This window comes from Streptomyces mayonensis (assembly GCF_018982965.1).
Classification (GTDB): Bacteria; Actinomycetota; Actinomycetes; order Streptomycetales; family Streptomycetaceae; genus Streptomyces; species Streptomyces mayonensis.
The window spans coordinates 1-12,441 of sequence record NZ_JACBYP010000048.1; the positions used below are offsets into that span (position 1 = coordinate 1).

At 72.5% G+C, this 12,441-nt stretch carries 12 protein-coding genes; 3 read left to right on the plus strand and 9 right to left on the minus strand.

The window, feature by feature from the left end; genetic code table 11:
• The 3 genes from HZS56_RS19355 to HZS56_RS19365 form a co-directional block, all read left to right on the plus strand.
• Positions 1-1,123 (plus strand): protein phosphatase 2C domain-containing protein (locus tag HZS56_RS19355; RefSeq protein WP_253914510.1); only part of this gene is annotated, 1,123 nt, incomplete at its 5' end.
• Between the two features lie 27 nt (positions 1,124-1,150).
• Complete coding sequence (locus HZS56_RS19360; protein ID WP_216721973.1) at positions 1,151-2,893, plus strand: pyruvate dehydrogenase; 1,743 nt, start codon at positions 1,151-1,153, stop codon at positions 2,891-2,893.
• A gap of 253 nt (positions 2,894-3,146) precedes the next feature.
• A complete protein-coding gene (locus HZS56_RS19365; protein ID WP_216721974.1) occupies positions 3,147-3,749 on the plus strand; it encodes a TetR/AcrR family transcriptional regulator in 603 nt (200 codons plus the stop codon).
• Positions 3,750-3,848: 99 nt separating this feature from the next.
• Here the strand turns inward: HZS56_RS19365 and HZS56_RS19370 are convergent, their stop codons facing one another.
• From HZS56_RS19370 to HZS56_RS19410, 9 genes are read right to left on the minus strand one after another with little or no spacing between them, the layout of a single operon-like run.
• Positions 3,849-4,625 (minus strand): class I SAM-dependent methyltransferase, encoded by a 777-nt coding sequence (locus tag HZS56_RS19370; protein WP_216721975.1) that lies wholly within the window; start codon positions 4,623-4,625, stop codon positions 3,849-3,851.
• 57 nt (positions 4,626-4,682) lie between these two features.
• Entirely contained in the window at positions 4,683-5,669 is a 987-nt protein-coding gene (locus HZS56_RS19375) for an aldo/keto reductase (RefSeq protein WP_216721976.1), read from the minus strand.
• Positions 5,666-7,279, minus strand: coding sequence for a GMC oxidoreductase (locus tag HZS56_RS19380; protein ID WP_216721977.1), 1,614 nt, complete (start codon positions 7,277-7,279; stop codon positions 5,666-5,668). The genes HZS56_RS19375 and HZS56_RS19380 overlap by 4 nt, the downstream gene beginning before the upstream one ends.
• A 33-nt stretch (positions 7,280-7,312) precedes the next feature.
• Positions 7,313-8,494 (minus strand): acyl-CoA dehydrogenase family protein, encoded by a 1,182-nt coding sequence (locus HZS56_RS19385; protein ID WP_374201182.1) that lies wholly within the window; start codon positions 8,492-8,494, stop codon positions 7,313-7,315.
• The gene (locus HZS56_RS19390; protein ID WP_216721978.1) at positions 8,491-9,207 is read right to left on the minus strand and encodes a 4'-phosphopantetheinyl transferase family protein; all 717 of its coding nucleotides are present in this window, start codon (positions 9,205-9,207) and stop codon (positions 8,491-8,493) included. The genes HZS56_RS19385 and HZS56_RS19390 overlap by 4 nt, the downstream gene beginning before the upstream one ends.
• On the minus strand, positions 9,201-9,959 hold the full coding sequence (locus HZS56_RS19395) for a class II aldolase/adducin family protein (RefSeq protein WP_216721979.1): 759 nt from the start codon (positions 9,957-9,959) through the stop codon (positions 9,201-9,203). Before HZS56_RS19395 ends, HZS56_RS19390 begins: the two co-directional genes overlap by 7 nt.
• Positions 9,956-10,708 (minus strand): dihydrodipicolinate reductase C-terminal domain-containing protein, encoded by a 753-nt coding sequence (locus HZS56_RS19400; protein ID WP_216721980.1) that lies wholly within the window; start codon positions 10,706-10,708, stop codon positions 9,956-9,958. Before HZS56_RS19400 ends, HZS56_RS19395 begins: the two co-directional genes overlap by 4 nt.
• A complete protein-coding gene (locus HZS56_RS19405; protein ID WP_216721981.1) occupies positions 10,701-10,973 on the minus strand; it encodes a hypothetical protein in 273 nt (90 codons plus the stop codon). The genes HZS56_RS19400 and HZS56_RS19405 overlap by 8 nt, the downstream gene beginning before the upstream one ends.
• A gap of 23 nt (positions 10,974-10,996) precedes the next feature.
• Positions 10,997-12,439 carry a class I adenylate-forming enzyme family protein gene (locus HZS56_RS19410; RefSeq protein WP_216721982.1) on the minus strand — a complete coding sequence of 481 codons (1,443 nt, stop codon included), beginning with the start codon at positions 12,437-12,439 and terminating at the stop codon, positions 10,997-10,999.
• Positions 12,440-12,441: the final 2 nt, after the last annotated feature.

Genomic DNA, 12,441 nt, shown 5'->3' on the forward strand with positions numbered 1-12,441 from the left:
ATCGGAGGCGCCCCCGGCCGGGGCCGCCTCCGATCTCCCTCCGCCTCCGCCGGCGTTCCTCCCCGCGCGGCCCGCGGAGCCGGTGACGGGACCCGGCGGAGGAGGCGGCCGGGCGGACTACGTCGGCTCCGGGCCGCCCACCTACGACGCCGAGCCCACCGCGCTGCCGCCCGCCGACCCGGACGGACTGGACGGGCAGGTCCCGGACACCGTGCTGGACGGTGCCCGGTACGGAACGTGCACGCTGCGGGCGGTCTCCGTACGCGGGGACTCCGCACGGTACCGGGGCGAACCGCGGCGCGACGCGCTGCTCGTCGCCCGGTTCGGCGCCGGCGAACAGGCGCTGGTCCTGGTGGCGATGGCGACCGGTGCCCGTGCGGCCCCCGGAGCGCACCGCGCCGCGGCGGAGGTGTGCCGGTGGATCGGCCGGGCCGTGGGCCGCAGCCACGACCGGCTCGCCGAGGACCTGCGGGCCGCCCGGCGCGGCGACCTGAAGTCCGGCCTGCACCGCCTCACCGACCGCAGTCTCGGCAGGCTGAGGGCCGGCGCCGCCGAACAGGGCCTGCCTCCCGACGAGTACGCGGCGACCCTGCGCTGCCTGCTGCTGCCGGCCGATCCCGGGTGCCGGACGCGGGTGTTCTTCGGGGTCGGCCCCGGCGGACTGCTCCGGCTGCGGGACGGTGCCTGGCAGGACATGGAACCGAGTGCCGGCGACGTCACCGGCGCCCCCGTCCTCGGCTACGGCGGGGCGCCCGGAGACACGACCCGGGGCGGCACCGGCGTCCCGGGCGGCGACGCGGCGGGCGGGACGCCCGGAGGCGACCGGCTCACGATGGACCTCGGTGTCGCAGCGGCCCCGGGCCCGTACGACGGCCCGCCCGCCGAGCCGCCCCGCGAACCCTTCCGTTTCCGGGCCTCCGTAGCCCGCCCGGGTGATGTCCTCCTGATGTGCACCGCGGGCCTGGCCGAGCCCCTGCTGAGCGAGCCGGAACTGGGCGGACTCCTCGCCCGGCGATGGACGGGCCGTACCCCGCCGGGACTCGCGGAGTTCCTCGTCGACAGCGGCGTCCGGGTCAAGGGCTACGCGGACGACCGTACGGCGGCCGCCGTGTGGGAGGCGTGAGCCCGGCCGCTGTGGCTAGCTGGAGCCATGGCCAAACAGAACGTCGCGGAACAGTTCGTCGACATCCTCACCCGTGCCGGGGTCGAGCGCCTCTACGGAGTCGTCGGTGACAGCCTCAACCCCGTCGTGGACGCGGTGCGCCGCCACTCCGGCATCGAATGGGTGCACGTCCGGCACGAGGAGACCGCCGCCTTCGCCGCCGGGGCGGAGGCCCAGATCACCGGGAAGCTGACCGCGTGTGCCGGCTCCTGCGGCCCCGGCAACCTCCACCTCATCAACGGGCTCTACGACGCCCACCGCTCCATGGCCCCGGTCCTCGCCCTGGCCTCCCAGATCCCGTCCAGCGAGATCGGCCTCGGCTTCTTCCAGGAGACCCACCCCGACCAGCTGTTCCGCGAGTGCAGCCACTACAGCGAGCTGATCTCCAGCCCGAAGCAGATGCCGAGGCTGCTCCAGACCGCCATCCAGCACGCCGTCGGGCAGGGCGGCGTCAGCGTCGTGTCCCTGCCCGGCGACATCGCCGACGACCCCGCCCCGGAGCGCGCCGCCGAGACCGCGCTCGTCACCTCCCGGCCGACCGTCCGGCCCGGTGACGAGGAGATCGACCGGCTGGTGCGGATGATCGACGACGCCGACCGGGTCACCCTGTTCTGCGGCAGCGGCACCGCGGGCGCGCACGCCGAGGTCATGGAGTTCGCCGGCAAGCTGAAGGCGCCGGTGGGGCACGCGCTGCGGGGCAAGGAGTTCATCCAGTACGACAACCCGTACGACGTCGGCATGAGCGGTCTGCTCGGCTACGGGGCCGCGTACGAGGCCACCCACGAGTGCGACCTGCTGCTCCTGATCGGCACCGACTTCCCGTACAACGCCTTCCTGCCCGACGACGTGAAGATCGCCCAGATCGACGTCCGGCCGGAGCACCTGGGCCGGCGCTCCAAGCTGGACCTCGCGGTGTGGGGCGACGCGCGGGAGACCCTGCGCTGCCTGATCCCGCGGGTGAAGGAGAAGAAGAACCGGCGCTTCCTCGACCGGATGCTGAAGAAGCACGCAGACGCGCTGGAGGGCGTGGTCAAGGCCTACACCCGCAAGGTCGACAAGCACGTCCCGATCCACCCCGAGTACGTGGCCGCCGTACTGGACGACATGGCGGACGACGACGCGGTGTTCACCGTGGACACCGGGATGTGCAACGTCTGGGCCGCCCGCTACATCACGCCCAACGGCCGCCGCCGCATCATCGGTTCCTTCTCCCACGGCTCCATGGCGAACGCGCTGCCGATGGCGATCGGCGCCCAGTTCACCGACCGGCGCCGCCAGGTCGTCTCGATGTCCGGCGACGGCGGCTTCACCATGCTGATGGGCGACTTCCTCACCCTGGTCCAGCACGACCTGCCGGTGAAGGTGGTCCTCTTCAACAACTCCTCGCTCGGCATGGTCGAGTTGGAGATGCTGGTCGCGGGACTGCCCTCGCACGGCGTGGGCAACAAGAACCCCGACTTCGCCGCGGTCGCCGAGGCCTGCGGAGCCTTCGGGGTGCGGGTGGAGAAGCCCAAGGACCTGGCGGGCGCGCTGAAGGCGGCCTTCAAGCACAAGGGGCCGGCCCTCGTCGACGTCGTCACCGACCCCAACGCACTGTCCATCCCGCCGAAGATCAGCGCCGACATGGTCACCGGCTTCGCCCTGTCCGCCTCGAAGATCGTCCTGGACGGCGGAGTCGGCCGCATGGTCCAGATGGCCCGCTCGAATCTGCGCAACGTACCCCGTCCCTGACCGGCCCCGGCGAGGCCGAGCAGTACGCCGTCGACGGCCGCCGGCGTCCCGCGGCGGTTGTGCCCGGCCCGGCCGAGCACCGGACGGTGACGGGCCGGGCCGGAGGCGGGCGTGTCCGCCCGGGCGAGGGGCCGCCGGACGTGCCGGTGGGCCTTCCGGCGCCTCCGGCGTGCGGGCGGGGCCCGGGGTGTTCGTTCTTCACGACCACTGGCTTATTATCCAAGGCAATAAACTTGAGCCATTAGGGGAGTGGATGAAGACGCGCCCGGGCCTGACCGTCGACAAGATCGCCCAGGCCGCTGCCGCCCTGGCCGACGAGGTGGGCTTCGAGGGGGTCACCCTCTCGGCCCTCGCCCGCAGCTTCGGCGTCAAGGACGCCAGCCTGTACTCGCACGTCAAGAACATCCAGGACGTACGGACCCGGGTGGCGTTGCTGGCGGCCGAGGAGATGAGCGCCGAACTCGCCGTCGCCGTCGCCGGGCGGTCTGCCGAGGCCGCGCTGGTGGCCTTCGCCGACACCTACCGGGCCTTCGCCCTGCGGCACCCGGGACGGTACGCGGCGACCCAGATGCGGCTGGACCTGGAGGAGATCGCCGACGAGAAGGGCTTCGTCCGCAACATCGAGCTGACCTACGCGGTGCTGCGCGCCTACGACCTGGAGGAGCCGGACCTGACCGACGCGGTGCGCTTCATGCGCAGTACCTTCCACGGCTTCATCTACATCGAGTCGGTGGGCGGTTTCGGGCACCCGCGCGACATCGACAACTCCTGGCGCAGGACCGTAGGAGCGGTGCACACGGCGCTGCGGCAGTGGCCCCGCACCGAGCCCACCCGGGGCGCGGCCGGAGTGCCCTAGCCTCCCCGGCCGCGTCGCTCCTCACGGGGCGGGCGGCCCCGAACAGCGGCCGGCGGCCCGGCAGGGGAAGTGAGCCCTGCCGGGCCACCCTCGCCCTCGTCACTCACCCCACTTCATGTAGATGACCGGTGGCTCCCGGCCCGGGAGCTGACGCAGAGGGGCGTGGTCGAGGCCGAAGACCTCCCGCAGAGCGGTGGTCTCCCCGGGCCATTTCGGGTGGGCGAGCTCGTCGAAGGCGAGGATGCTGCCCTTGGTCAAATGCGGCTTGATCGCCTGGAGCAGCTCCTTCGTCGGCCGGTACAGGTCGAGGTCGAAGTAGGCCATCGCGATGACCGTCTCCGGGTTCTCCGCCAAGTACCGGGGGACCGTCTCACGCACGTCGCCCTGCACGACGAAGGAGCGCTGGGTGTGCCCGAAGGGCTCGGTGGCCTCATGGGCGGCCAGGACCTCACGCAGGTGGTCGACCTCGCCGTCGGGCGTCGCGAACCGTCCCGGGACGGCGCTGGTGCTGACCTTGTCGACGTCGCCGATGTCCTCGGGGAAGCCGGTGAACGTGTCAAAACCGACGATGCGACGCAGCGAGTTGTACGGCTCGTAGATGCTGCGCAGCGCCGTCAGAGTCGCCAGGTGGCGGCCGTGGAGCACGCCGAACTCCATGATGCTGCCGGGCACTTCGGGCAGCATGCGGTAGAGCGCGTCCATGGACAGCAGGTCGGCCAGCTGGTGCCGGCGCATGTAGACCGAGAGGTTGTCGATCAGGTACTCCGGCGGGATCGGAGACTGAACGAGCAGTTTGGTCAGCCGCTCGCGTGCATCGCGGTCCTGCGGCGACTCGTGCGGGACGATCCGCGGGTCGGTGAAGGTGTTCTCGGCCATGGAGGCGTTTCCTCTCGGTTCGGTTCGGTTCGGTCCGGGCGCAGCGGCCGGGTGGGGTCAGGTGAGCCAGCAGTCGGGGGCCGGGCCGCCGCGGCCGACCGGTGGGAAGAGCACGTCGAGCCGGGACAGCAGGGACTCGGGCAGCGCACACTCCAGGGCTTCGAGGGCACCGTCGATGTGCTCCTGAGTACGAGGCCCGATCAACGCGGCTGTCACACCGGGGCGCGACAGGACCCAGGCCGTGCCGACCACCGCCGGATCCAGGCCGTGATCGGCGCAGAGCCTCTCGTAGGCCTCGACGGTGTCGCCGTGTTCCTCCAGGGCGGCCGCCGCACGGCCCTGCGCCGACTTGACTGCGGAGCCCGTCCGTTTCTTGCGCAGAACACCGCCGAGCAGACCGCCGTGCAGCGGTGACCAGACCAGCAGGCCGAGGCCGTACGCCTGGGCGGCGGGCATGATCTCGAGCTCGGGATACCGGGTGACGAGGCTGTACGCGCACTGCTCGGAGACCAGGCCCAGGCTGTTCCTGCGCTGCGCCGCCGCCTGGGCCGACGCGATGTCCCAGCCGGCGAAGTTGGACGAGCCGACGTAGCGCACCTTGCCCTGGGCGACCAGGAGGTCCATCGCCTGCCATACCTCCTCCCAGGCCGCGGACCGGTCGATGTGGTGCATCTGGTAGACGTCGATCCAGTCGGTGCCCAGACGCCTGAGCGACGCCTCGCAGGCCGCCACGATGTTGCGGGCGGACAGGCCGTGGTCGTTGAGGCCCTCACCCATCGGATCGCCGACCTTGGTGGCCACGACGACCTGGTCGCGCCGTGCGGGCGCCTTGTCGAGCCAGCGTCCGACGACCTCCTCCGTATGGCCCTTGTAGACCCGCCAGCCGTAGGTGTTGGCCGTGTCGATCAGGTTGATGCCCCGCTCCAGGGCATGGTCCATGAGGCGGTGCGCCTCGGGCTCCTCCACCCGGCCGCCGAAGTTGACGGTGCCGAGAGCGAGCCTGCTGACGCGCAGACCGGTGCGGCCCAGCTGAGTGTGGATCACGTGTCCTTCCCTTCGTGCGGCGCCGGGGTCCGTCGTGACGCGTCGGCACCGCCCTGCCGGATACGGCGTGCGATGTCGCGCGCCCCGAGGACGGACAGCGCGACGCTGGTGAGGGTGGGGTTGCAGGCCGTCCGCGTCGGAATGACGCCGTTGCCCGCGACGTAGAGGTTGTCGAACCCCCACACGCGGCAGGTGGGGTCGCAGACGCTGGTGCCGTCGTTCGCGGCGCCCATGCGCACCGTCCCCTGGTAGTGCAGGGAGCTTCCCGACGGCAGGACCCAGGGTGCCTCGCCGTCCGCGGCACGGCCGAGGACCTTGCTCAGGCGCAGCGCCTCGGCGGCGGCCTCGGCGAGCGCCGCCCGGTCCTCGTCGCCGAGAGTGTGGTGGATCGTCATCGCGGGCATGCCGACCCAGTCCTGCTCGGTCTCACTGAACTCCAGCCGGTTGCCGGCCCTCGGCTCCTGCGAGGTGAACAGGTGCACCGACAGCAGCGGTACGCCCGCCCGGCCGCCGGCGGGACGGTCCGCGACCGTGCTGGGGTCGAGCCGGGTCAGCATGCCGTGGAACGGATACCGCTCGCCCTCGTAGGGGATCCAGGTGACTCCGCCCGGGGGCTCCTCCGAGCCCACGGAGCCGTCCGTACCGTGCACCTCCGCGATGACCGAGACCTGCGGGTGCTCGTTGAGATAGCGGCCGAGGGCCTGGGGACGTATCCCCGAGGCGAAGAGCAGCTGCGGAGTGCGCAGTGGGTCGGCCGCCACGACCACGTAGTCCGCCCGCACGGCGCCGACGGCCCCCGTGGTCCGGTCGCGCAGCCGCACTCCGACGGCCCGCCCGTCGTCCACGAGCACCTTTTCGCACAGCGTGTCCGCGCGCAGCTCGACATTCGTGTCGGGACCGGTCGGCAGGTGCCGCAGGACGGCGTCCGTACCGGTGCGCCGGACCCGGTCGCCGGTGCGGACGGCGGCCATGGGCATGGCCTGGACCCTCCGGTCGGGCGCGCGTCCCTCGTCCAGCTCCTCGCCCAGGACCCGCCGGACATGGGCGGCGAAGGGCGAGTCGGCGAACTGGGTGCTGGAGACCTGGAGCAGTTTCTCGGCGACCGCGTAGGCCCCGTCGAGCTCGTCCCGGTCCACGCAGTCGACACGTTCGGCGTCCCCCGCCCGCGGAGCCGCCCCGAACCAGAGCACCCCCATGCCGCCCACGTTGCAGGACTGCTGAGCCGCGGGCAGACCGTCGCCGGTCAGGTCCCCCGACCCGACGTTGAACATGCCGGGCCGCTCGACGAGGGCCCGCCCGCGCTCCGCCCGGGACTGGTTGTGTGCGACGGCCGACGCCGCGGAGATACCGTACGGGTGCCGGCGGGGCCCTTGGGCGGCGACCCTGGCGCGCTGCTGCTCCTCGGCGTCGGTGAGCGTGGTCAGGTGCCGGCCCGGCGGGTCGGTCAGGGCCGGACCCGCCTCGACCAGCAGAACGCGGGCCGAGGGGTGGGCCCGGTGGATCTCGTGGGCGTAGGAGGCGCCGGTGGGGCCGCTGCCGATGATCACCACGTCGACCGTGTCGGTGATGCGGGTGCGCCCGAAGGGCCCGGCGGAGTTCTGTGCTGACATGTTCTCTCCTTTCTTCGGCTCAGGCGCTGCGCTCTACAGCGAGCGGGCGACGACGACGCGTTGGATCTGGTTGGTGCCCTCGATGATCTGGAGCAGCTTCGCTTCGCGCATCCAGCGTTCGACCGGGTGATCCTGCACGTAGCCGTAGGCGCCCAAGGCCTGTACGGCGTCCGTGGTGACGCGCATGGCGGTGTCCGTGGCGAAGAGCTTGGCGCGGGCCGCCGCGGCGGTCACGGCCGATGCGCCCGCGCCGGAGTCCAGCACGCGAGCAGCCTCCCGCACCAGTGCGCGGGCCGCGGCGACTTGCGTCGACATGTCCGCGAGCATGAAGGCGAGACCCTGGAAGTCCGCCACGGGGCGGCCGAACTGCCGCCGGGTCCTCGTGTAGGAGACGGCGTGGTCCAGCGCCGCGGAGGCCAGGCCCACCGCGCACGCGGCGATGCCCAGGCGCCCCCGGTCGAACAGTCCGGTCGCGATCAGGAACCCCTTGCCGGGCCGGCCGATCAGCCGCTCGGCCGGAACCTGCGCCCTGTCCCACACGACGGCCGCGGTGGGCGACGAACGCACCCCCATCTTCCTCTCGAGTCGCTGGACCTGCAGACCAGGAGTCCCGGCGTCGGCGAGCAGGACGGACAGCCCGCGGATGCCGGCGCCCCCGGTCCGGCAGAACACGTTGTAGTGGTCGGCCTGCCCGGCATGGCTGGTCCAGGCCTTGGTGCCCGCGACCGTGTACGGCCCGCCCTCCGAGGCCTGGCGCGCCGTGCAGCTGATCGCCGCGATGTCCGAGCCGGCCTCTGCTTCCGAGATGCAGTTCGCGCCGAGCTGTTCGCCGCCGAGCATGGCGGGCAGCCACCGCTCGCGCTGGCTCTCGGTGCCGTGGACGGCCAGCGGGTAGCACGACAGGACGTGGATGTTGACCGACTGGGCGACGGCCAGCCACCGCTTGGCCAGCAGTTCCAGCACTGTGAGGTGGACCTCGTACCTCTGTCCGCCGCCGCCGTACTCCGCGGGGTGGGGAAGGCTGAGCAGCCCGGCCCGGCCGAGGGTCCGCAGAATCTCCCGCGGGAACTCCGCGCGGTCCTCGAAGCCGTCCGCGTTCGGTGCGAGTTCCTTGTCCGCGAGGTCGGTCGCCAGCGCCAGCAAGTCGCGGACGTCGTCGTCCTGTTCGGTCGGCATCCGCTTCGAGGGGGCATCCGTGAACGGGAAAGTTGTCATCGCGACGCCGGTCGTCCTTCCGGTGCGGGGGCGTGGGGTGGGAGGAAGCGGCCGGTTTCCGGGGCCAGCACGGCCAGGCGCAGCACGGCCGGGTGGTGCGGCTGGTCGAAGGCGACGGCGACGGCCGCCCCGGGCAGCGGCTGCAGCACCCTCCACCGCAGGTTCCGCCAGCGTCCGCCGTCCGCGAGCAGTACTCCGGGGTAGGTTTCGGGTCGGCTGATCGGCCCGGTTCCGGTGGTCTTGGCGCACGCTTCGTGGATCGCCCAGCGCCGGGCGAGCGCGGTCGCCCGGCGGTCGGGCGGAAGAAGGGCGAGTTCATGCCGCTGGGAGCGCGAGCAACAACGCTCCAGCAAGCCGGTGGTGGGTGGCACCGGGCCCTGGATGTCGACGCCCACGGCGCGGCCCACGGCGACGGCGACGGCGACGGCTCCGCTGCTGTGGGAGATGCTGACACCGGTCGCCGGGTGGCCCTCCAGCAGCGGCTTGCCCTGATCGGTGCGGCCGATGCGACAGGTCCGTGTCCAGCTCCCCAGGCCGCGCTCCAGCGCCCAGCGAAGCAGCGCGCGGCCCGCGGTGAACTCCTGTGCCCTGCGGGGCGCAAAGGCCCCGGCCCGGCGCGACTCCTCGGTGCTGAGCAGGTGCGCGTGGCGCGTCGCCGCCCCGGCCGGCGCGCAGGCGACCAGGACGTCGTGGCGGGCGGGCGTCCCTACCATGTCGCGGCTTCGGGCCAGACGCGCCGGACGCGTCGGACGGCGTAGTCCCAGTAGGAACGTACCGACAGGTCCGCGTAGATGAAGTCCCGTTTGAGGGCGACGTCCGCGTCGGTGGCCCAGGTGTACGGCACTCCGCTCTGCTCCGCGAGCAGCTGCAGCCGGCAGGCGCGCTCCAGCACCTGCGCGAAGACCGCGGCGTGCCGCACGCTCTTTCCGACGATCACTCCGCCGTGGTTGCGCAGCAGGACGCCCTCCGCGTCGCCGAGGGACTCGGCGATGGCTTCGCCGGTCTCCTGGTCGAGCACCGTGTTGCTGGTCCGGGTGAACAGGGCGAGGGCTCCGGTGAAGTGCGCGCCGTCGTGCGAGACGGGTCGCAGCTCCAGGTCCGTGGCGCCGAACACCAGGGTGTGCGGGGCGTGACTGTGCACGATGCCGTTGACGTCCGGGCGCGCGCGGTAGATCGCTTGGTGCAGGGGGAGTTCGGGCGGGGCGAGCGGGTCGACCGGCGCGCCCGGGTCGATGGAGGCGGCCACCACCTGGTCGGGGGTCGCCTCGTCGAACCCGCACAGCGCGTTCTTGATGAAGAAGGTGCCGGAGCCCGGTGTCCGCGCCGATATCTGGCCCTGGTTGAAGTCGTCGTGTCCGTCGAGGGACAGCATCCGCGCCCCGGAGGCGATCTGGCCGGCCAGCCGGACGGGTGTCCGGGACGCGGTGGACCGGTCCGCCGTGCCGGCAGTGGTGGTGGGTGTCATGGCTGCTCCTCCCGCCCTTCGGCCGTCGCGCGGGCCATCGTGGCCAACAGGTCGTCGAAGACCGAATGAAGCGGGTAGAGGCCGGGGGCGCGGCCCACACTCCAGCTCGCGGCTCCGACGGCGCCGGCCGCGGCCGCGTCGAGGGAACTCACCTCGTGGGTGACGGTCAGCGTCTGCTCCGGCCAGCTGAGGCGGACCTCGTGGTCGCTGACGGCCGGGCCGCAGCGCAGCGAGGCGACGTCGGCAGCCGGCCGGCCGGTGTACCGCAGCCACTCCCGGGCGAGCCGGGACGCCGTGGTGCTCGGCCGGTGGACCTTGGTGGCGGGATGGCGTTCCAGGACGGCGGCTTCCGGTACCGCGCCGGTGATGCCGGCCCGCTCCATGGTCGTGACCACGTCCGCGACGCAGGCCAGGGCACGGGTCTGCAGGTAGTTGCCGAGGGACAGGTTGGGCGCGAGGACGACGGGAGCCTTGGCGGACAGATCGTCGAACAGCCGCAGCTGGTCGTCCTCCAGGGCGGACACGCACTCGACGACGGGTACTCCGAGACTCAGCCCCAGGCCGGCGGCCTGGGCCACGACGGCGGGCGCCGAGCAGTCGACGAGTACGTCGGGGACCGGTACGTCGCCCCACTGGTCCGGCCGGCGCGGGTCGTACACGTGGACGGCGTGCCCTTCCGCCGACGCAGTGCGCTGGACGGCCCGGCCGAGGCGGCCCGAGCCGAACACGCCGAGGGCCGGCTCAGGCATCGGCGACCTCCCGCAGGTGCTGGGAGACGAGTTCGACGAGGCTGTCGATGGTTTCGAAGCGGTCGCTCTCCTCCTCGGGATCGAGGTAGACGCCGAGTTCGTTCTCCACCGTGTCGATCATGCGAATGTAGGCCAGTGACGAGTAACTGACCTGGGGGAGCGACCAGCCGGCGGCTGCCAGGTCCCGCTCGGTCAGGTCGCCCTCCGCCGAGCCGAGCACGATGCGCACGATGCGCGAACGGATGTCGTCGGGGGAAGCGGGCATGGCTGAGGTCTCCTTGGGCGTGGTCACTGGACGTTCTCGGAGTCGTCGAACATGCGGCGCAGTGCCGCCGTGGCGGGCTTGCCACTGGAACTGCGGGGGATCTCCGCCACGATGCGCACGAGGCTGGGGATCTTGTACGGGGCCAGGCGCCGGGCGACGTGTCGGCGCGGGCCGGCCGGATCGAGGTCCGGGGCGGCGGCGAGGACCGCGGCGAGGGCGGAGGTCCCGTGCCGGTCGGCGACCTCCAGGACGATCGCGTCCCGCACCCCCGGTGCCCCGGCGAGGGCTTCGGAGACCTCGACCGCGTCGATCTTGCGGCCCCCGATGTTGATCACCTGACTGGTGCGTCCGGTCAGCACGAGACTTCCGTCCGACAGGCAGCCGACGTCGCTCGTACGGTAGAAGCCGTCGGCGCCGACGCGGCTCTCGAAGGCTCCTGGGGCGTTGAGGTAGCGCGTGCCCATGGACTCGCTCCTGACCTCCACGACGCCGGGCTCCCCGTCACCGCCGGCTCGCAACTCGACGCCGGGAAGCGGCTGTCCCAGTCCCGGGTCGGTCAGCGGGTTGCGGGCAAAGGTGAGCGGTCCCGCCTCCGCGATGCCGAAGTAGTTCTGCAGCGGTACGCCGGTGCGGTCCACGAACTGCTGCTTGGTCGCCGGGTTCAGGGGCGCCGCGGAGGAGATGGCCGTCCGCAGGTCCGGCAGCGCTTCGGCGGACAGGGGCCGCCGCACCAGGGACTCGTACAGTGCGGGGAAGCCGACCAGCCGGGTGGCGGCGCTGCCCCGCAGCATGCGCGAGACCGCTCCGGCCGTGGGCAGTCCGCTGCCCAGGTGCAGTCGTGCCCCCACGAGGAACGCCGACAGCAGCGAGGTGTTGAAGGCCAGCCCGTTGGACAGCGAGGCGAAGCACAGGATGCCGTCGCCGCCGGACAGGCCGGTGCCGTCGGCCCAGTTGGCGGCGGCGCGGTGGACCGCCCGGCCGCGGAACTCGATGCAGTTCGGGCGGCCGGTGGACCCCGAGGTGAAGCGGCAGACCTCTGTCTCGTCGTGCAGGTCGGGACGGTCGTGGCGGACAGCGAACCGGGTGGTGTGCAGGGGCCCGGTCCCGAGAACCCCGCACCGGCTGCCGTGTTCCGGGACCGGCGTGCTCTCCTCGTGGACCAGCAGATCGAGCCCGCAGTCCTCCTGGATGACCCGGGTCTCCTGCGCGCCCGAGGCCCGGTCGACGAGGAACGGTACGCCCCCGGCCTTGAGGACGGCCAGATACGTGACCACGTACGCGACGGAGTTGCCGGCCTGGATGCCGACGCGGGGCCGCTCCCGTCCGGGCAGCAGACGGCGGACGTCCGCGGACCGCCGGTCACTGGCCGCGTCCAGCTCCCGGTAGGACAGCGACGACTGGCGGTCGGCCACGGCCGCAGCGTCGCCGTGGGCGCGGACGGCCCGGGTGATGACATCGATGAGCACGG